This window comes from Paenibacillus baekrokdamisoli (assembly GCF_003945345.1).
GTDB classification, from domain to species: domain Bacteria; phylum Bacillota; class Bacilli; order Paenibacillales; family Paenibacillaceae; genus Paenibacillus_Z; species Paenibacillus_Z baekrokdamisoli.
The window spans coordinates 6,171,910-6,192,778 of the sequence record NZ_AP019308.1 but is presented as its reverse complement, the minus strand read 5'-3'; the positions used below and the strand labels follow the sequence as shown (position 1 = coordinate 6,192,778).

General features: G+C 45.8%; 15 protein-coding genes. 1 reads left to right on the top strand and 14 read right to left on the bottom strand.

Annotated elements, in window-relative coordinates; translation table 11 throughout:
- Positions 1-81: 81 nt before the first annotated feature.
- From EKN16_RS27225 to EKN16_RS27165, 13 genes are all read right to left on the bottom strand, one after another.
- Positions 82-366, bottom strand: coding sequence for a hypothetical protein (locus tag EKN16_RS27225; protein WP_125664127.1), 285 nt, complete (start codon positions 364-366; stop codon positions 82-84).
- Between the two features lie 215 nt (positions 367-581).
- Positions 582-1,049: a divergent PAP2 family protein gene (locus EKN16_RS27220; protein ID WP_125664125.1), complete on the bottom strand. Its 468-nt coding sequence runs from the start codon at positions 1,047-1,049 to the stop codon at positions 582-584.
- Positions 1,050-1,088: 39 nt separating this feature from the next.
- The gene (locus EKN16_RS27215) at positions 1,089-1,688 is read right to left on the bottom strand and encodes an undecaprenyl-diphosphatase (RefSeq protein ID WP_125664123.1); all 600 of its coding nucleotides are present in this window, start codon (positions 1,686-1,688) and stop codon (positions 1,089-1,091) included.
- Positions 1,689-1,817: 129 nt separating this feature from the next.
- Positions 1,818-5,144, bottom strand: a complete 3,327-nt coding sequence (locus EKN16_RS27210; protein ID WP_125664121.1) for a DEAD/DEAH box helicase — start codon at positions 5,142-5,144, stop codon at positions 1,818-1,820.
- A 147-nt stretch (positions 5,145-5,291) separates the two neighbouring features.
- Positions 5,292-6,647, bottom strand: coding sequence for a hypothetical protein (locus EKN16_RS27205; RefSeq protein ID WP_125664119.1), 1,356 nt, complete (start codon positions 6,645-6,647; stop codon positions 5,292-5,294).
- A 133-nt stretch (positions 6,648-6,780) separates the two neighbouring features.
- Positions 6,781-7,419, bottom strand: coding sequence for an NAD(P)-dependent oxidoreductase (locus tag EKN16_RS27200; protein WP_125664117.1), 639 nt, complete (start codon positions 7,417-7,419; stop codon positions 6,781-6,783).
- Positions 7,420-7,529: 110 nt separating this feature from the next.
- Positions 7,530-7,949 carry an Rrf2 family transcriptional regulator gene (locus EKN16_RS27195; RefSeq protein WP_125664115.1) on the bottom strand — a complete coding sequence of 140 codons (420 nt, stop codon included), beginning with the start codon at positions 7,947-7,949 and terminating at the stop codon, positions 7,530-7,532.
- A gap of 257 nt (positions 7,950-8,206) precedes the next feature.
- Positions 8,207-9,292 (bottom strand): dual-specificity RNA methyltransferase RlmN, encoded by a 1,086-nt coding sequence (rlmN, locus tag EKN16_RS27190; protein WP_125664113.1) that lies wholly within the window; start codon positions 9,290-9,292, stop codon positions 8,207-8,209.
- Between the two features lie 243 nt (positions 9,293-9,535).
- Positions 9,536-11,188 carry an alginate lyase family protein gene (locus EKN16_RS27185; protein WP_164523009.1) on the bottom strand — a complete coding sequence of 551 codons (1,653 nt, stop codon included), beginning with the start codon at positions 11,186-11,188 and terminating at the stop codon, positions 9,536-9,538.
- A gap of 82 nt (positions 11,189-11,270) precedes the next feature.
- Positions 11,271-12,923 (bottom strand): alginate lyase family protein, encoded by a 1,653-nt coding sequence (locus tag EKN16_RS27180; RefSeq protein WP_125664109.1) that lies wholly within the window; start codon positions 12,921-12,923, stop codon positions 11,271-11,273.
- A 336-nt stretch (positions 12,924-13,259) separates the two neighbouring features.
- The gene (locus EKN16_RS27175) at positions 13,260-14,279 is read right to left on the bottom strand and encodes a phytanoyl-CoA dioxygenase family protein (RefSeq protein WP_125664107.1); all 1,020 of its coding nucleotides are present in this window, start codon (positions 14,277-14,279) and stop codon (positions 13,260-13,262) included.
- A gap of 88 nt (positions 14,280-14,367) precedes the next feature.
- Complete coding sequence (locus tag EKN16_RS27170; protein ID WP_125664105.1) at positions 14,368-15,339, bottom strand: AraC family transcriptional regulator; 972 nt, start codon at positions 15,337-15,339, stop codon at positions 14,368-14,370.
- A 68-nt stretch (positions 15,340-15,407) separates the two neighbouring features.
- Positions 15,408-16,301 (bottom strand): SDR family oxidoreductase, encoded by an 894-nt coding sequence (locus tag EKN16_RS27165; RefSeq protein WP_125664103.1) that lies wholly within the window; start codon positions 16,299-16,301, stop codon positions 15,408-15,410.
- 134 nt (positions 16,302-16,435) lie between these two features.
- Here EKN16_RS27165 and EKN16_RS27160 point away from each other — a divergent pair, with 134 nt between their 5' ends.
- Positions 16,436-17,392 (top strand): helix-turn-helix transcriptional regulator, encoded by a 957-nt coding sequence (locus tag EKN16_RS27160; protein WP_125664101.1) that lies wholly within the window; start codon positions 16,436-16,438, stop codon positions 17,390-17,392.
- Positions 17,393-17,570: 178 nt separating this feature from the next.
- Here the strand turns inward: EKN16_RS27160 and EKN16_RS27155 are convergent, their stop codons facing one another.
- Positions 17,571-20,678, bottom strand: coding sequence for a fibronectin type III domain-containing protein (locus EKN16_RS27155; protein ID WP_125664099.1), 3,108 nt, complete (start codon positions 20,676-20,678; stop codon positions 17,571-17,573).
- Positions 20,679-20,869 lie beyond the last annotated feature (191 nt).

Below are 20,869 nucleotides of genomic sequence, written 5' to 3'. Positions count from 1 at the left end.
CATATTCATATTCATATTCACTGAAAATCCACATTGGTTACTTAGACAATACTAAAGAAGAAGCAGATACTTCCTTTTCATTTACTTCTCATGTTTCTTAAGCAGCAGATATAGAACGAGAAAGATTAGTGTCAAAATCAAAATTTCGTACAGTAACCTTTGTATTTGCAGCTCATAAATGGGATGAAACCCATTAATTTCGTCTCTACCGTTCATTAACTTCCAGATTGGTGCATATTTTGCATCACTTATGGTTATCTCATTCCCCCTCCCCCCTACAATATGGTACGGGACAAGGAGCACACCGATCAGTAACAACATGATTCCATAGATAGAGAGTAACGTTTTGTTTATTATGTTATTCATTTTTCCAATCCTTTCCTATTTTAGGTAGGTTGCTTTTATTACTATTCGGGTTATGTACGCTGGATTCCTATTCATAATTAATAAAAGGGTTTAACCAAGAGGACTTTCGCCTACTCACGGTTAAACCCTTCTTTTATCAGATCTAATAAGAAACCCGTCAGATTAAGCCTGACGGGGGCATGGGTCATATAGGAAATCCGGTTCTTGTCATACTCTTAATAAAATAAAACGTACATAAGCGTGCTTATTACTGCTCCGAAAATACCTCCAGCAACCACCTCGATGGGGCGATGGCCAAGCAGCTCCTTTAACGCTTTTCTTCCACTGAGTTCGGCGTTTGGCTTGCTTTTATCTTGGAATAAATAATGAAATTCCTCCGTCAGCCGATTGATGATGATGGCCTGTTCACCAGCCTGCCTTCTAATTCCGCAGGAATCGAACATAATAATAGCAGCAAGCACAACCGCAATTGCAAAATACGTAGAGGTAACGCCCTGATCAATTCCAATTGCAGTAGCGAGCGACACTACTGCGGCTGAATGTGAGCTCGGCATGCCCCCCGTACTAAAGGTTAATCCCCATACCCATTCACGAACTTTGATGTAATGGAGAGGTACCTTGATAACCTGAGCCAGCAGGATCGAGCAAAACGCCGCAACTAGCGGGAAATTAGTGAATATCATTGCGTTTTCCCCTTCCAGATGGATGCTTCTTCTATAGGCTTACTTCATCACTTTCGTTGGCCAAATCCGACGCTCTATTCCTTCATAGAGTCCGATGCTCCATTGAAACCACTGACGAACCTTAGAAGAACGAGTGAATAAGCGATGAATCAACACGGCAGCTGCCGAGCCAATGACTGCGCCACTAATAACATCAAGCGGATAATGTACCCCTGTCCATATACGTGAGAACGCAATGCAAGCGGCAATTGCTAGCCAAATGTACCCGTCACGTTTTCTAAATAGCCAAATGGAGGTGGCAATCACGAAAGCGCCGATAGCATGATCGCTTGGGAATGAAGCGTTAATCGGGTGACTAATCAATTGAATGACTCTATGCGCAACGAACGGACGATCCCGATAGAACAGGTGACTTAGAATCATACTGGTACCAAAGGCAGCACATGCGGAAATCAGAGCTTGGACCACCATTCGTCTATGATCTTCACGCCGGGTAAACCAATAAATAACAATTGCGATATAGAACAAGTACTCTGTATCCTTCGCAATAAATTCCATTATCGCATCTACCCAAGGCAGACGTCCGGCAAGTCCATTAATCGCTTCAAATACCTTGTAATCCAATTGTGAAACTAACATAATTTTTTAACCTCCTATACGCATCCATAAATGATGTATAGAGGTTATTATAATAAACGAACATGAAATTTCACTGTGAATGACTTATTTTCATTAATGAATTGTAAATTGGCTATTTCATCTAGACTACTATTCGATCATCAGGATCTCCCGAATTTCCTGCTCTGACAGAGATGACAGAGCCTCTTGTCCAGGCTGAATCACTTCATCTATCAAGTTTATCTTTCTCTGCTGGAGTTCATACATCTTATCCTCTACGGTCCCCTGAGTCATAAGCCGAATAACTTGCACAACCTTTTTCTGCCCAATACGGTGGGCACGATCTGCTGCCTGCTGCTCTACAGCAGGATTCCACCACAGATCATAGAGAATAACGGTATCCGCTCCGGTCAGATTTAGTCCAGTTCCCCCAGCCTTCAAGGAAATCAAGAACAAGTCCCGCTCCCCCTCATTAAACTTGTTACACAGCTCTACACGCTCAGAAGCTCGGGTCTTCCCATCCAAGTAGAAGAAAGGCACGCCTTGGCTGCCCAGCTCCCGACCAATGAGGCCCAGCATCTCGGTAAACTGAGAGAACACGAGCAGACGTCTGCCCGCACTCCGGCATTCCTCGATGATCTCGAGCAGCTGCTCGAATTTGGCCGAGCTTCCGGCATAATCTTCGACGAACAAAGCAGGATGACAGCATAGCTGGCGAAGCCTTGTTAAGCCTGCAAGAATCTTGATCCGATTCTTCTGAAAATCCTTCTGGTCCAAATGCTTCAAGGTTTCCTGCTGCAGCTTGGCTAGATAAGCGACATATAGCTTTTTCTGCTCGGGCAGCAGCTCAGAAGCTTGTATCGACTCAATCTTCTCCGGGAGCTCCTTCAGCACATCAGTCTTCAAGCGACGCAGCAGGAACGGTCGAACCCGCTTCGCTACCGTCTCACGACTCAAATCATGAAACACCTTCCTGCTTGGAAACAATGCTGGGAACACCGCGTCGAAGATGGACCATAGCTCTTCTAGTTTGTTCTCCACTGGCGTTCCCGTAAGTGCGAAACGGTACTTCGCCTCAATCGCCTTCACCGCATGCGCGGTCTGAGTGGCATGATTCTTGAAGAACTGCGCCTCATCTAAGATAAGCGTATGGAAGACTTGCTTCGCTGCTTGCAGAATATCTCTGCGTATGAGCGGGTAGGAGGTGATGATCACATCCACCTTAGCGCTATTCTTGAGAATATGTTTCCTTTCTTCTTGATTGCCATCAGCGATGGCAACCCGAATCTCAGGGGCGAATTTCTTCAGCTCATTATGCCAATTATATACAAGAGAGGCAGGCGAGACAATAATGGCTGGCTGCTTCTGTTCTCGAATCTCAGGCAGCACGGAGACAAGGAATGCAATACTCTGCACGGTTTTACCAAGTCCCATGTCGTCAGCCAGAATACCGCCAAAGTGATAATGAGCAAGCGTCTTGAACCACTGGAACCCCACCTTCTGATAATCACGAAGGACAGGCTCGAGACTAACTGGAACAGGGAAATCCAGATGGTCAGGATTGCGCATATTATCTATAAGCTGCCGCAGCGACTTGCCCAGCTTGATGGTATTACCTTGTCTTTGGGAATCCATGAAATGCAGCGCATGGGCGATTGGGAACCGAATTGCCGCCTCCAGCACCTCACTTTTGCTCATGCCCGTTTCATTAATGAAGCGAATGATTTCCTGGTATTCCTCGGTTTCCAGCGGCATGAATGCACCACTTGGCAATCGGTGGAATTTACGTTTCTCCTCCAGAGACTTGATCAAATTCCGGATTTCTGAGTCTGGAATACCATCTATCTCGAACTTGCAAATGAGCCAATCCGTTCGTTCGTCGACACTCACATTTACCTTCGGAGGCATAAGTCCGGTTTGAAGCTTGGACTTCACAGCAGAGGTCGCATAAACATGGGCTAGCTTCTCGAGCTGTGGAACGATGCGGTACAGAAATTCATATTCCGCATCCTCATCATTCATGAAATATCCGCCTTCTGTATTCGTAAAGCCGCTTTGCTCCATAAGCTCCAAGATCCGTTCTTCGTGATCTCCATCCCGCATAAGAATGCGATCCTCACCGCGAGTCTGACCGGTTCCTTCTAACGGATTAATAACAATACTGCCATAATGAAACTCTATAGCCGCAAGCAGCCGATCCCTTACCCGATCCAGAAACAGCTTAGCCTTGAGTGGCGTCTGCACCATCCGATTAGATACATCCTCGGCAATATGAACACTGCCTAGCTTCATCAAACCGGGTATAACCTTCTCCATAAAAGGCTCTATCTGCTCCAGCCCAATCTGGATTTGCTGCGTCCGGGAAGCTTCAAGCATTTGCTTGAGCATGGATAGACGGCTGCACTGCTCGGCTTGCAGCTTCAATAATTTACCCTTGGAAATGACCACTCCATAGGCTTCCATAACGATGATTTGGTCCAAGCCGTGGACTTCCAATTGATAGCCATCTTTGGCTTGCCCTTGCTCGAATTCATATCGCAGCGGGAGTGCTTCCTCAGAGAATTGTATACCTTCGAAGAGGCTGCCATCCTGTTCAAGCTTGACCATTGGAGCCTTCGTCAGCAAAGCATGCAAATCTGCCCATGACGATGGAGCTACCGGAAGCAGCCGATCACTATCTCTATAACTGGCATGTCCCGGAAAGGTGCTGGAGCTTTCGCGGAATATTCTCTCATTATGATCTATTTGGATAAGGGCTCTGATGACCGCATCATTATCAGGATGAAAGCTATGCAGCTCCGGATCGTAGGTGAAATGCTTGGTGAAAGCAAAGGTTTCTCTCCGCTCCACCCGATCTAGAAACTCTCTTAATTTCTGGACAATGTAGAGCCGTTTCGGACCGATCTTCAGCTCTATCGCGAACATATATTTCTTATATCCATATGGGAGTGGCTTGCAAATGAACTCTACATCAAGGGGCTCCCTTGTATCAAAGAGATTCCTTGTACGACTTGGACGCAGCGGCTTATCATTGAAAAGCCCAAGAATGCCGCTAAGCAATCTTGCATCTTTTGCTACGCTGCCCGAAGAATCCCCAAATCCAGCTTCATGCTGCCTATTCCCTTCTGAGGAGTTATTCTCCGACTGCTTCCCTGAACGGTGAGAGCGGGATGCCGAAACGGCAAATTCGCGCGGATTGTCTTGAATATTCACCAACACAGCTGCGACATGTGAGCAATATTTATCATAGGAAGCCAGAGTCGGACAGCTGCATTCCGCCTCCAGATCTCCATTATCATGGAGCTCAATGGTAACCTCATCCTTGCCGTTTGCTTTGACCACAGCTTCATAGGTAGAGGTCTCGGGATCATAATAAGTAATGGTAACTTTCCCCGTCCGATAGTAGGCTTCTCCCTTCTCGTAAGAGGTCTGGCCGCACAGCATCTTTATAACCTTTTCTGTCAATTGAAAGCTCATTGCGGAAGTCCTTTCTATTAGGAAGAGAACTGAATCGTCTCGAATTGATGTTTATCTTATGATAACAGAAATCAGAAGGAAGGAAAGAAAAGAGCTGTACTCTTTTGTTAAAGAGAACAGCCCCATTTACATTCACCAACGTTGAATTTACAGCTTCGCCAACTTAATTCTTGCCAATAAGTATTGCTTCGTCTTCAAGTCTTCAAAATAGACATAAGCAAATCCATTACGTGCGGACATAACTTGGTAATCCTCCGATTGATAAGCAGCAAGCATGAAAGCATCCAGAGACTCGCGGTAATCCGAAGTAACAGCTAGAGAATAAGGATCAATTCGCTTAAAATCCCCTCTTCCAAGCTCATATAACGAAAGATCCTTTTCTTGGCTAAGATCACGCCTCGCTGCTTTAATTAGAGATTCGTTCCCTATTATCGTTTCCTGATTATAGCCCGTGTAGAAGGTTGGCATTCCTTTCTGCATGGTCGTATAGTTCGACTTTTCCTCACCTGTATCTGCATCGATGCGAAGAAGCGATTTGGCCATCGCTGTGGAATAATCATGAAAGCCGCTGCAGTAGTAGATATTCCGACCAGAGATAAACACATCATCCACCCGGATATTCGTATAGATAACCTTTTTCCACTTTAGCTTTCCCTTCGAATCATACATTTTCAAAACTGCAGGCAGTTTGCTCATATTATCGTAGCTTTGGACATTGAGAAAATCACCGTTATCAAAGAACCGTATCACCTTAGATTTCATATCTCCAAACCCGATTGTGACAGGCACTTTATACAAAAGTTTATTATCACTTCCGTAGATATAAATCTCAGACCCTAGATAGGTATCTTTGTTGAACAAATATTTGTAGAAGAGTATCTTTCCATTGTCCGCTGAGAGGAATGATAAGTTATTCGCATTCGTCTGAGGCAAATCCTTGGTAAATGTGACCTTACCCTTCGCGTTGATGACATAGAGCTTCGTAGTCGTTGATACAATCGTATTCCCGTCACCTCTAAGCGCTAATTCTCCAGCATCGTTACCTGGGATTATGTACGTCCATCGTTCTACTCCGTCAGACGTTAAAGAATGGGCGATCTGTTTGCGATTTTTGCCAGACAATTGTGATGTTAGATAATAAAGATTACCTTCCTGATCCGTATGGATATAATTACCTTTGACATCCAACTCATTCGCTTTAAAATCTTTTCTCCATTTCACCTTCCCATCCCTGTTCAAACAGAGAATGGCACTCGATGTTAAATCATTCGTACGATGAGCAATAAGATAGGTATTCCCTGCTTTGTTGATGGTGGGCACGCTGAACACACCCATACTTGTTCGATAGGATGAATAATCGTAGTGCAGGGATAGTCCCAATTGCTTCTCACTTAATAACCATTGTACCGAATAGTCCGGGGTGGTGCCGATTGCATATGTGGCGTTACCACTTAGTAAGAATGCTAATGACATAAAGACAGTTAGAAATAAACGATATTTCACAAATATCCCTCCTCCTCTCCAATAACTATACCATATTATGTATTTTTAAATTCCGAAAATAGAGTGATAATCAGAAAAAAGAGCCCCAATGAAGCATTCATCGGGACTCTTTTGATTTGACATAAGTATTCAATTAGTTCGCTTCGCCAACAACAGTGAAGCGGCGATTCAGATGCTTCGGATTCTCAATTTCATCTACCACAGCAATAGCAAAGTCTGCATAGCTAATGTAGCTCTGGCCTTGCGAATTCACAAGCAGCTGATCTTGACCTCCCTGATAAGCACCTGTACGTTTGCCTGCAGGATCAAAGAAAGCGGAAGGACTGATAAATGTCCATTGAAGACCTGAAGATGCCTGAAGGTCGAATAAGTTCTGCCCTTGATTGCGAGCTGTAGCTAGATACAATTCAGGGAATTCTGGTGTTTCATATACGCGTGTCGTTAGTTCAGGATCTACGAACAAGCTGCCTGCGCCACCAACAACAATCAATCGCGTGTTGGGTGCATCTTTTAATGCGTTAATAAGTGTACGACCTGCTTCCACATGAAGATGCTCCTGTCCTGGCGCTGCACCAAATGCATTAATAACAACATCAAACGACTTCAGATCATCTGCTTTCAGATCAAATACGTCCTTCTCCATCACGCTTGCTTGGCCTTCAAATTTAGCCGCATTCCGCACGATGGCTGTGACTTCATGACCCCGATCTGCCGCTTCCTTCACGATTACGTTTCCTGCTTTGCCGCTTGCACCGATTACTGCGATTTTCATAGATTTCATCCTCCATTGGTTTTTTATTAGGTTTTGCATCTAAGCGATTATATAACCATCCAGCTGCTAATTAGTAACTGTCTTTGTTACTAATAGGAGCAAAAAAAAGCTTATGCTTTTAATTGAATACTTCTAACAACCTGCTCAACCGTCGTTTCTGCGAGCGTTTGTTCCAATTGCCTCTGGGCTTCTAACAGTGGTACCTCCAGCGCCGCTTGAATATTCCGACCAACGGGACAATTCGGATTCGGATTCTGATGGATGCTGAATAATCCGCTATTCTCTGGAAGCTCAATTGCCTGATATACATCAAGGAATGTAATATCGCTGAGCGGACGAACAAGCTTCATACCTGTAACCCCGGGATGTGATTCAATAATTCCCGCTTTGCCCAGCAAACTCATAATACGCCTTATCACCACCGCGTTCGTGTTAACACTGCCTGCGATGTAGTCCGAAGTCACCTTGCCTTCATTCATGTCAATTAACGATAGAATATGAATGGCCACTGAAAACCTGCTGCTAATCACCCTTCTCACCTCCCTGTGATTTATTATCTTAGCTTAATGTAACTTTAACAGTTACATTAAGATATGTCAACTCTTTGTGTCATTAGTATCGTCAAATATTAGTATCCTCAAATAGGCAAAAGCTTACTCGTGCCGCGGCAGGCTATTATTCCATTTTTAAGCCCCTTCGCCTAAGTGAATGGGTATGAGCTTAATACAGCCAATCATCCAAAAAAAGAAAAGCGCACCCTCATTGGGATACGCTTCTACATTGCTTTTTAACCAACTACAAGATTATCTGTTTCCTTCGACTCTTTCATTTGCTTGCTCCTAAGCTGTCCACAAGCAGCATCGATATCAGATCCATGCTCAAGGCGAACACTGACACTAACACCTTGTTTCTTCAACGTATCGTAGAACGCTCGTACCGTTTCCCGCTCGGTTCGTTGATATTGACTATGCTCATCCACTGGATTAAAGGGAATTAAATTCACATTGACGAGCTGTCTTCTATCGCCAACCAGTTCAGCAAGCTCAAGAGCATGCTCCGTGCGATCATTAACATCCTTAAGTAAAATATATTCAAGCGTAATCCTTCGATTGGACTTGCTCAGGTAGTAATCGATGGACTCCATCAATTTCTCAATTGGAATCGCCCGGTTGATCTTCATAATCCGCGTTCGCAGCTCATTATTAGGCGCATGCAGAGAGACTGCAAGGTTTACTTTCAAGTCTGTATCCGTGAATTCAACAATTTTGTTGGCCAAGCCGCTGGTCGAAACCGTAATATGTCTGGCACCAATGGCTAATCCTTTTTGATCTTTGATAACTGTAATGAATTCTACCATATTGGTGAAATTATCAAAGGGCTCACCGATCCCCATCACAACAACATGACTTACCTTTTCATCCTGCTTGAGATCATCCAGATGGAGCTGGACCTTCATAATTTGCTCAACAATTTCGCCACCGGATAGATCGCGACTTTTGGCTAATAATCCACTCGCGCAAAAGCTGCAGCCAATATTACAGCCGACTTGAGTCGTCACACAAACGGACAAGCCGAATTTATGTCTCATCAGCACCGTTTCGATCAGGTTGCCATCCTGCAGCTTGAACAGGAACTTAATCGTTCCATCCGTCGATTCCTGCTTCAAGTGCTCCGTTAACGTCCGAATGACAAAATGATCAGCCAAGAGCTGCGTACATTCCGCATTCACATCAAACATTTCAGCGAAGTCCGTTACCCGCTTCCGATATAGCCAATCCCAAACCTGTGACGCCCGGAATTTCTTATGTCCATGTTCCATCAGCCAAGCTGTCAGCTGCTCAAATGTTAATCCATAAATGGAAGTCTTGTTCATTACTTATCCTCTTTTCAAAACTACAAAATTCTGTCTATCCTACTAAGGCAGCCGAAGCTAACAATCTTTTTATTATTGTCCCAAATTTTTTTTATTAAAACAAGAGGAAGAGGGCAGTTATTTCGCTGTACAGCTCACCAATTGCCACTTTTAGGCTGACTGTTCAGATGGCATGGCAAGACAAAAACCTCTTTAGGTCAGCTCTCCTGTTTGAGCCCGTTTGCCTAAAGAGGTCGATCCTTATTATTTTCGTACACCAACGTTATTAATAAATATAGCACCTTTTTGAGACCATCCGCTATAAAAGCCGATAGAATCCAGGGATGAGACTCGGTTTGTGAATGGAGCATTGGATTTCTTCAGTACTCCATTAACATAAATGTTGTATGTACTTGTCTTCGAATTAGCCAGAACGGACAACGTATACCAAGTATTCGGTTTGAAGCTTTGGATCGTTATGTATCGTCCTAAATTATCCTTGTACATAAGATTTGATCCCACCGTGTTAATCTCGGTCGCAAAGAGAGAACCTTTCTTCAGACCCATCTTGAAATTGGAGAAGAAAGAGGGTTCCATAAAGCTCCATTGCGCCGAGACGATGCCGGACTGTGCAGGGAATAACTTACGGACAAGGGATGCTCCATCCGCATTGTTATCCGTTATTTTCAAGCTTTTATCTGTACTGGTTGTTAAGCCCGTGACGGCTGCCTGCGTGTTGTTCGAATTGGTAACCAACCAGTTGGCTGGAAATTTCCCATTCGATATTCCGTTGAAAGTCTCATCAACAAGGGTTCCGTCTCCCTTCATTAATGTTGGGAATGACCACGCATAATTATGTCCGGTCTCCATAATCGGTCTGCGAGATGATGCGAAAGCAGCATAGGCGGGATCTGGGTAGATGTCTGACATCGCTTCATATAGATTATATGGCCAAGCTTCTGTAGTGGTCGGTAAGCTCGGGCTGCTGTAATACGGCCACTTGGATGGGTGCTGAATATAATAGAGCAGGTAATCCAAAGCGCTCTTTATTGTTCTGCCACTAGGTGATATCCAATGGAACAGGTCTGTACCCTCCGAGTCAAATGCTATTTGAGCCGCTGCTGTCAATGGAGACAAGTAAAAATACGTGTATCTCAGTCCTCCGGCACCTCTGCTTGTCTCTGTGGAGATTGACCCATCGGCTGCAATTTGAGAATCAATCTTGGATTGGATGAGACGAATTTCCTCCTTGACATGAATAGGATCATCCAAGAAGCGATAGCCGCTAATAGCCCCGTAGACTCCCCAGGCCCCCCAGTTGTTCAGCAGATTCTTATTCACATTGGCTGCTTTCTTTAAAAAGACATTAGATACCCATGATTTGAATTTAGATTTGTCGTCAGACTGCCAGCCTTTGAACGAGCTGACCAATTCTGCCGCTTGGATGAGCCCGACTCCAGCATAGGTCATGACAAGCGTACTATCATCATCGCCCAAGTCTGTATTCGTATAGGCCCAGTCATTCAATATCTCAACAGTCTTGTTGCCATAAGAAGCGTTACCCGTCAGTGCGTAAGCAATGGCAGATACATATGCAGCTTTCACATCGTCTTGAAGCGTTGAAGAAGCATTCAAATGTCCTTCCGGATCGGAGTAATATCCTGGGACATAAAAGGTTTTCACTGCGGAGGGCCCTTCATTGCTGAGCCATTTGGCTTTGGCAATCAGTACATCGTAGGCAGGTTTCCAAGGTCCTGTGCTTGTTAGTACGTTTGACTTGATCCCGTTGATCTGGTTTTGCGAATGTAACCCTCCCGGATGGGAATAAGCCATCACAGTTGAAGTCAGCAGAAGCTGGACAGTTATCAGCATAGCGAGCGCAGCAGTAGTAAATTTATTAAAGATGAAAGAACTCATAACTTGTAGACCTCCGAATTTATGAAAGAAGCAGTAAAGCATTCGCAGGGATGTTCTGATTTAAGACTTATCCCGTTTTATATTACTTCATCACACCGACATTATTAATATACACCATCCCCGTTGGTGCCCACCCACCATAAAAAGCGATCGAGTTGAGGGAAGAGACTGGGTTAGTGAAAGGGGCGTTGGCAATCTTTAAGAGTCCATTTACATAAATATCGTATGTCTTTGTCATGGGATTAGCCACGATTTTTATAGTATACCATGTGTTTGTAGCAAAGCTCTGTATCGTGATATAAGTTCCGCTTGCATCTCGATAGACAAGATTGCTTCCTGCCGTGTATATTTCGGTAGCAAAGGTTGCGCCGCTTCTTAACCCGAATTTAGCATAAGGAAAGACAGTCTGCTCCATAAAGCTCCATTGCGCGGTTACAATATTGGACTGTGTGGGAAATAGTTTGTGAACTAAAGATGCCCCCGCGGTATTCGTATCAGAGATTGCTAAGCTTTTATCCTCATTGCCAGATATGCTCGTAATTACTGCACTGGAATCTGCTGAATTTGTAACAATCCAACCAGTAGGTGCAGCGCCTATTGGCATGCCGTCGAAAGTCTCGCTAACTAATGATCGACCACTCTTCATTAAAGTAGGAAATGTCCAAGCATAATGATGCCCGGTTTCCATAATTGGCCTTCTAGTTGATGCAAAAGCGGCGAACGTCGGGTCTGGATAGTAATCCGACATCGCTTCAAATAAATTATAAGGCCAAGCTTCGGTAGCCGTCGGCAGTGTCGGATTGCTATAATACGGCCACTTTACGGGGTTCTGCATGTAATAGAGAAGAAAATCCAGAGCACTCTTAATGGTTTTGCCTTGTGGTGAAATCCAATTAAACAGGTCAACCCCTTCTGCTTCAAGTGCAATTTGGGCTGCCGCCGTTAAAGGTGCCAAATAAAAGTAAGAGTACCTCAGACCTCCCACGCCGCGATTAACTTCTTCAGGAATGGACCCGTCAAGTGCAATTTGCGCGTCTATCTTGGATTTAAGAAGAGTGATGCTGCTCAATACATTAGGGGAATCATCCAAAAAACGATAAGCAGATATCGCATCGAATAATCCCCAGGTTCCCCAGTTATTAGTCCGCAATTTATTTGGATTCGCTACTTTATTAAGGAAGACAACGGATACCCATTCTTTGAATTTTGCTTTATCAGCAGCTCCCCAGCCGCTGTAATTAAGCATTAGCTCAGCGGTTTGAATAAAGCCAATCCCTGCATAAGACATAACCAGAGAGCTATCATCGCCGCCAATGTCGGTATTGATATAGGCCCAATTATTGAGAATATCAATCGCTTTATTACCGAATGAAGCGTTACCAGTTAATACATAAGCAACGGCTGAGACATAAGCTGCTTTCACATCATCTTGTAAAATGGCCGATGCAGCTGTATGGGCTGCAGGATCAGAATAATAGGCAGGCACATAAAAGGTCGCCACTGCACTTGGCATCTCAGGCTGCAGCCATTTTGCCTTGGCAATTAGCGTATCGCTCGCAATTTTCCAAGGATTACTGGAAACAGCGTTGATTTTCACCTCATCGATTAATTGTTGGGAGTATAATCCACCTGGGTGGGGATATGCGAAGGCGGTTGGCGCCAGTGTAAACTGGGTGACCATGAAGAATGTGCTCATTATTGCAGCAGATAGGGTTATGAACAGCTTTTTTATCAAGTTAAGACCTCCAAGTCGAATGACTATTTCATTAAGGATTGAGTTACAATGCTAGAATGTATTAGATTTATCGGAATGTAAAGCAAATTAATGAATCAATGAGTTCATTCCTCTAGTCAAATCCTTTCCCCTGATTGCCATAAAAAATACACCCTTAGATTTTCATCGGTAAACCCATGGGGTTCTCCAATGTCTATCCGAAAAGGTGCACTTCATTAAACAATCGTTTTAATTTAATTTCAACCTAAATTCATTGCCCGTAATATTTCTTTTACATTATTTTTTACGTGAACCATTCATAAAATAGGAGCTGTTACCGCTATTCGGTAGGGCTATTTATTCCTTCTTCTGAACGATTGGCATCATCATTCCGTCGTCCATCCCCATCATCCGAACGCTATCCGACTCATCGTTCGCTTCGGATAAGAAAACCTCCGTACCGAACACGGGCTCCGCGTAAGCCAAGTGTGTACGTCCGCGAGCCAGTATTTGGCGGTAATTACCCGTCTCGCCTTCATAGCCGTCATGATCCCAAGGAACCCATGAGCGGGCGTTGCAGTAATGGCAAACGTAGGAACGACGGTAACGATCCTCTGTACGGTTTGGGAAGGAGCGGTGAAACAGATGCGAATGGAAGAAAAGGACATCACCCGCTTGCATTGGCACAGGGATCGGCGGTGGATAATTGGCAACCACTTTAGACAGCGTGTTAATCTCATCATCGAGATGGCTGACATTCACAACCGTGTTCAAATCCTTGAACGCTTCCACGGCATGTACGCTGCCACCATTATAGCCGTCTGGCGGATAGATCGGCTCATGATTGGATCCCGGTACGACCCATAAGCAGCCATTCTCCTCATCCACTTCCTCGAGCGCCATCCATGCTCCGAGCATCATATCCGGATGTGTCTTAATATAGTAAGAGTCCTGATGCCAGCCTTGCCCGCCGCGACCGGGCGGATTGAGGAATAACATAGACTGCAAAGCATAGACATCCGGTCCGATTAATGCTTCGGTGACATCGAGCACGCGGGGATGAAGCATGCCCCATTCCGCCACGGTATCCAGCCTGGATACCATATGAACCCGGGTCTGATGCACGAATTCCGACTTCAAGGGATCCTCGTTTGCCTTATCTAAGTTATCCGAATCCGCCGCGTTAATCGGTTCGACAGGCTTAATGGTGCCAGCCCTCGTTCTCTCTGCTAGATCATAGAGTTTGCTGATGTCTTCTTTTGATAACAAACCTCTTACGATCAAATAGCCATCTCGATGATATTGAGTGTATTCCTTCACGCTGACCAAATAACGGTCGTCCCGCTTCCGTGCCTTCGATGTATAGGATATTCCCATTATATAAACACCTCCATTGATTATCTTACTCTTATTGTGCGATACCAAGGGAGCGATCTCAATGGAGTAAACCCGGCAAACGATGTGTTTATTTGATATATTCATTCACCAGAATGTGGCGGTTAACGGGGTAACTCGTTTCCGAATCGAGTATCGCCGTCGTATGATGAATGATGGAATTCTCGCAACGTGCAATATAGGTAGTGGCCGTTATTCCGCGGATGCGTTTATACATTTTTGAAAAATGATGCTCATCCCCGAAGCCTACCCGATAAGCGATTTGCTTGACGGTCCATTGACCACTCATCATGAGCTGTTCCGCGCGTAATATCCTGCGTTCGAGTAAAGCGCGTTTCGGTGATATCCCAACGGAAGCAACAAACATACGCGTGAAATGCTCATGGGACCAGCCCGATTGCTGTGCAATCGAATCAATGGATAGCGGCTCATCGAGATGCTCCTCCATATAGGCCATCGCCCGGGCGATCGGAATCGGAAGAGGATTGGAGAGCTCCTCGAGAGCATTGTCCACTGATGCGCATAATTCTTCCAAAGCCGCAGCCATTAGGACCGATAACCGCCTTTTCCAATACGGCAATTGAAAGTTGGCTATTCGCAGCATTTGCTTAATGAGCCCTGGCAATAGACTATTACTGCTGACAAGCAGTTTATTGCAATCATTAAGCAAAGTGTTAAACCGGCTGTCGGCTTGTCGGAAGTTATCATAATCGAAATGAATGAACAGGTGGCGTACTTTCCGAACGGGATCAAACAGGTAGCGGTGGACTTCATCCGGCCGCGTAAAGATGAAGCATGGCTTGTCTAGCTCGAAGGATACGCCTTCCCGCTCATACTGAGTTGTCGTTCCCTCAGGAAAATAGACGAGCTCGTAATCTTGAATGGTCCTCATACCCAGAACGGAACCTGCTTGAGCCCATACGTCGCCAACGCTATGGACTAACGGCCAACCTCCTGTGATTTCGGCCACCGCGCCAGGAATATGTCGGACTGGCTTTCCATCCAGAACAAATTGATTATCATCCGTTGGGAAGATTGTCATTGTAAAGCTCCTTGTCGTTTGGCATTGGACACGAACCCTTATTAATATCTCAATTTATATTACCACCGCTATTCGGTAGGAGGGAAGCCATGCTCCTTCGCATAATTCCCCCAATGCGGCTCGCGACCGTCAACATCCGTAATACCATATTCATCTGACAGCTGCCAGCTTGCAAGCACTTTCCCTGCTTTGGCCGAAACATTGCTGTCTGAGGCCAAAGCGACTATGCCTTTTCCAAGAAAATAGGGGGTTTCTGACTCGACATAATGAGGTTCTTGCTCGATTGCGTCCCTCCAATTCTCTTCCTTCACACCAAAGTGATCCAACATCTGCTCGGAGCGAAGAAATCCAGGCGTAACTGCGAGTGCTGTTACGCAGTGAGGACGAAGCTCCTCTGCCATTGCTGCAGCCAGGTGGATAGCGGAGATTTTGGCTAAACTGTAATACAAATTCCCGCGATAACGGTAGCCGATTCCATCCGTTACTTCAATAATTAACCCCTTATTCCTAGCTACCATCAGAGGAGCTGCATAATAGCTGTTAACCATATGCGTACGAACAGCGCGATCCTGCATCAACAAGCCATCTTGCAGGGGTTGCTCCCAGAACGGCGTATTCCAGTGGGTAAGCTTTTCCCCTCCCCATATATCATTCACAAGTAGATCCAAGCTGCCATTCTGTTCAGCTTTAACCCGTTCAAATAGCTGCTTTACTTCTTCCTCCACCGTGTGGTCTACCCGAACGGGGATGCCTACACCTCCGCGAGCGGTTACCATCTCTGCCGTTTCTTCAATCGTTTCTGATCGGTTGAGGTCAGACGGATTCCCGCGCACACTCCTTCCTGTACAGTAAACCGTCGCCCCTGCTTCTCCGAGCATAACGGCAATGGCCCTGCCTGCTCCTCGTGTCGAACCTGCAACTACCGCTACTTGTCCATGTAAAGGTCCATGTAAAGGTTTCATTATTCTACATCTCCTGCCTCATTGATTCTGTTGGTTCTAACCCTAGTTTACCCCCTGATACATGACAGCTACTGTCTTATATCTATGATAAGATGAAAGAAATTGGATTACGGTATTGGAAAAGAGGAACAAACATGAGGGCAGATCGATTGCTTTCGATTTTATTACTGCTGCAAAATAATACAAGGATGACCTCGCGAGAGCTTGCTCGTAAATTGGAGGTATCCGAGAGGACGATCTTTCGCGATATGGAGGCTCTTAGCGCTGCAGGAATTCCAGTCTTTGCAGAGAGAGGCTCCACTGGAGGGTGGGCTTTATCCGAAGGCTATCGAACCAATCTGACGGGGATGAAGAAGGAAGAAGTTCTATCGCTTCTGCTCGTTGCACCTACTACACTATTAGCAGATATGGATTTGCAAAAAAGCTTCGATACCGCATTCCAGAAGCTGTTGGCAGCTTCACCAACGACGATGAAAAGAGATGCCGACTATGCACGGCAGCGGATCCATGTTGACGGTGCAGGCTGGCATCAAACAAATGAGACTGTGGACTGGCTGCCCGCTATACAGGAAGCCGTATGGGAAGATCGCAAGCTGCGCGTACAATATCGACGAAATGATGAAATTGTAGAACGGTTGGTCCATCCGCTTGGTCTAGTCGCCAAACGAAGCACATGGTACCTCGTAGCTGAAGTGGATGCTGGTTTCCGTACCTATCGGGTTTCGCGGTTCGTCAGCGTTCACAGGCTAGAAGAAAACTTTAAACGGCCCGTTGATTTTGATCTAGCACGATACTGGGAACAGTCCGTGCTGACGTTCAAATCGAATTTGCCGAGCTATCCAGCAAAGCTTGTTATCAAGGAAGCTTCTTTAGATCGCATCTCGAGCGAACGCTATGCCAAGCTGCTGCATAGTCATCCGACCGAGACGGCAGGTTGGCATGAAGCCGACATCGAGTTCCAAACTTTAGAATCGGCCTGTGAGATCATTCTCAGTTTTGGCCCGCAGGTGAAGGTGCTCGCTCCATTGGAGCTGAGAACGCTGGTCCTTGCGGAAGCCTCAGCGACTGTGAGGCTATATGAAGACAATTGAAGAACAGCCGGGGTTTCGGGGTTTCGGGGTTTCGGGGTTTCGGGGTTCCCTCTTCCCCTGCTTCACGCCATTAACTAATCCAAGGGCTGCCCCCAGCAGCTATAGCTACTGGGAGACAGCCCTTTTCAACCCTTATTCAATCTTACACTTCGTTAATGACCTGTCATGACTTCCTTGCCTATTGGATATCATTAACAAGTACAAAAACTGGTTTTTCACTTACATTAACCGTTACTTTGTTAGCTGCGATCGACAAAGCGCTAGAAACACCATTCGTATTCCCATCTGTCAGTGTAACTTTCGACGCTGTGCTTGCTGCTGTGGTTAAGCTCAATTGATAGTTACTGACGGTTGTATTGTTAGCCGTCGGACACCAAAGGACATAACCGCCGTTGCTGCCTGTTGCACTTTTGAATTTGTAGATTTTCACATTGCTATTGCCTGAAGCTTGTTCGCCCGCATAACGCATACCGGTTAATTGATTCTTCAAGGTATAGACATAGTACCAAGATATTTTAGGTGTTTGTCCGGTAGCCTGACTGCTTACCAGACCGCTGCTGGCGAACTGCTGACTACTGCTTGCGTCTGTATCCCTGAGCATAAACATCGCTGCCTTGCTAATACCCGCTGCCGCTGCTGCTAGATAAGAACGAACCAGCCAGTTAGCCTGTGTCTCATACTGGGAAGTTGTTCCTATGATCGGTGCATGAACAGGAGATCCCTGATTCGTATCATAACCGAACTCTGAGATCCAAACTTCTTTTCCCTGCATATAGCGATCTCGGTAGTCTGTATATGCTTTAAGCTTTTGCACTAAATTATCTGCTTCCGGACTGATTCCTGTCGTTCCCGAGGTTTGATTCGTTCCATTCGTCGAGTAATGATGGATATTGATGGCATCGAAAGGCACGCTGCCCCCGCGCTTGAAATCCGCCCAGAATTTGATGGCTCTTATGATACTCAAGCTCGGTTCAGCGAGTCCGCCCATGACCATCTTTGCATTCGGATCGGCATTCTTGATGCCCACGGTTGTACCCATTGTTCCTTGATGACCATCATAATCAGCGCTTGCCATAGCCGCGTATTCATAAGGATTGAAATAGACATTGCGTCCTGCCCACCAAGCATCCTGCTCATTCCAATCCTCATAATATTGGATGGTATTCAAGCCTGTACTTCGCGGCTGACCGGAAGCAAGCTTGAGCTTATTGTCAGCCACAGCTGTACTGCCGTAACGGGCTGCGACTTGGAACATATGGTCAGCGTGTTCAATATAGGAGGCCGGCAGAAGAGGATCCCTTCCCGAGCCATTCTTAATGGGCTTATCGCAGTTCCCCAGCGTCAACCAGCTGACACTGCAAGTATAGACAGGTACCGCTGTAATTCCGGCATTTTTCAAACCGCTGTAGTAGCTGTCGAAATTCCAACCACCGCCGGCGTAACTCGGAGCAAATTTATTTTGATTATTCGGATAGCCCGGATAACCCGTAGCAATCGTGCCGAATGGCCAAATATCACCCTCGTCCCACTGCCAATTGTGATATTCACGTACAAATCCGGCAACCTTCATTTTATCCAACGGATCATCAATAAACGCATTGATACCAATCAGTTGGTCCATTGTAGGCAGTGTAGGCGTGACTGGAGTTGGAGGCGCAGCCGGTGTTCCCAGAGCTGTTCCATAGAGCACGATCTCCGGCATCGCGGCTCCCGGGTCTTTTACAATTTGGATATAACGTGTTGTGACAGGAAGTGAATGTGCGTTCCAGACATTATAATTGCTCATGGGGTCGGTAAATTTAAGATCCCAGCTGAAAGGAGTTCCCGTAGAAACCTTCACGTTGCCTGTCCCTGAGCCGTCATATAAGTACAAGTCAGTTATGGCGTAGTCGGCACCTAAGTCAATGACCGTACTGCCTGGGTGATAAATTGAATTGTATCCCATATCCCAGCCATTCGTCGGATTGCCTCCAGTGCCTGCTCTTGGATCACCAGCTATCGTTTGCTCGTCTGTGAGCGCAGACGGGTCTCCGTAGAAGGATTCATTCAAATACATAGATGGGGTAATAACAACCTTACCTGAAACAGTAGAAGCTGTCGTTGTTTTGCTTACCACATTTGACAAAGCGGAGACATTCGGAACTTCGTCAGAAGTCTTCAAGGCAAAATAGTACGTCGTACTCGCTGATAATCCGTTCACCGTCATCGTTCGAACCGTACCAGCAACCGCTGGTGCAGGTACTCCAGTGGCGAGCGTTGCAGATGCCCAGTTCGCACTTGTGATGGTTGCTGTGCTGTACCGAACCTCGTAGCTTGCCGGCGTTCCAGTTGATCCGTCATCACCTTGACCCGTCCAAGTCAGCTGCACAGATGAAGAGGTCGCTGTGCCTGCCACTAAATCTGTGGTTGCGCCAGGAGGTGTCGTATCTGCTGAAGCTGTTGTTGCTTTGGATACCACATTGGATAAGGCCGATATGTTGGGCACCTCATCACTTGTCTTCAAGGCAAAATAATAAGTTGTACCCGCTAATAATCCGTTTACCGTCATCGTTCGGGTCGTTCCTGCTGCGGCTGGCGCAGGTACTCCGGCAGCTGGCGTCGCAGATGCCCAGTTCGCATTCGTGATGGCTGATGTGCTGTACCGAACGTCGTAGCTTGTCGGCGTTCCGGTAGATCCGTCGTCACCTTTGCCTGTCCATGTCAGCTGTACAGATGAAGAGGTTGCGGTGCCTGCCGCTAAATCCGTTGTTGCATCAGGGGGAGTCGTATCACCTCCACCAGCGGATGGCGTTCCGTAAATAACGATTTCATCTACATCCCCGCCACTCACTAAGTTAACGCGCACATACCTTGTCGTTACTGCTACCGCATGTGCGTTCCATGTCATGTAATTTGTCAGAGGGTCCGTAAATAAGGTTGTCCAGCTTCCAGGACTCCCAGAGGAAACAATAAAATTTCCGCTGCTGTAACTATCTCTTACATAAATGCTTGATAAATTATAATTCTGACCTAAATCAATGTAGGCATAAATAGGATAATCCGAAGCGTTGTACCCTCCAAACCACGGCGTGCTTGGCGCACCGCCGCTGCCATTAGCCGGATCGCCGGCTATGGTTTGTTCGTCAACCAGCGCTGTGGGATTTCCGTTAGCGCTTTCATTTGTAACCATAGAAGTCGAAAGATTGATCTTTGTTTCTGCTGCATACACGTGCTGACTTGGGAAGCCTATACCGCAAATTACTAGAACAAGCGTAAAAGACAGTACAGCAGATAAAGCCCTCTTCATCAAATCTCCTCCTCATTTCAAATAGCTTACAAATCAATTATAAACCGCCCATTTAGATACATATATTGGATAATCCGTACATTCCTTGTCCTTTCATAACTTCAATAGTTATTTTCGTCACATAAGGAGCAGTAGTGAAATATTCTGGTTGCAGTTATAATGTTCAATTATAGACACTTCATGGCTCCACT

Excerpts from the sequence above, each read along its gene's own strand:
- EKN16_RS27175 (WP_125664107.1), bottom strand. The coding sequence starts at position 14,279 with ATGGGAATATCCTATACATCGAAGGCACGGAAGCGGGACGACCGTTAT.
- EKN16_RS27200 (WP_125664117.1), bottom strand. The coding sequence starts at position 7,419 with ATGAAAATCGCAGTAATCGGTGCAAGCGGCAAAGCAGGAAACGTAATC.
- EKN16_RS27160 (WP_125664101.1), top strand. The coding sequence starts at position 16,436 with ATGAGGGCAGATCGATTGCTTTCGATTTTATTACTGCTGCAAAATAAT.
- EKN16_RS27155 (WP_125664099.1), bottom strand. The coding sequence starts at position 20,678 with ATGAAGAGGGCTTTATCTGCTGTACTGTCTTTTACGCTTGTTCTAGTA.
- EKN16_RS27170 (WP_125664105.1), bottom strand. The coding sequence starts at position 15,339 with ATGACAATCTTCCCAACGGATGATAATCAATTTGTTCTGGATGGAAAG.
- EKN16_RS27185 (WP_164523009.1), bottom strand. The coding sequence starts at position 11,188 with ATGAGTTCTTTCATCTTTAATAAATTTACTACTGCTGCGCTCGCTATG.
- EKN16_RS27210 (WP_125664121.1), bottom strand. The coding sequence starts at position 5,144 with ATGAGCTTTCAATTGACAGAAAAGGTTATAAAGATGCTGTGCGGCCAG.
- EKN16_RS27220 (WP_125664125.1), bottom strand. The coding sequence starts at position 1,049 with ATGATATTCACTAATTTCCCGCTAGTTGCGGCGTTTTGCTCGATCCTG.
- EKN16_RS27165 (WP_125664103.1), bottom strand. The coding sequence starts at position 16,301 with ATGAAACCTTTACATGGACCTTTACATGGACAAGTAGCGGTAGTTGCA.
- EKN16_RS27215 (WP_125664123.1), bottom strand. The coding sequence starts at position 1,688 with ATGTTAGTTTCACAATTGGATTACAAGGTATTTGAAGCGATTAATGGA.
- EKN16_RS27225 (WP_125664127.1), bottom strand. The coding sequence starts at position 366 with ATGAATAACATAATAAACAAAACGTTACTCTCTATCTATGGAATCATG.
- rlmN (WP_125664113.1), bottom strand. The coding sequence starts at position 9,292 with ATGAACAAGACTTCCATTTATGGATTAACATTTGAGCAGCTGACAGCT.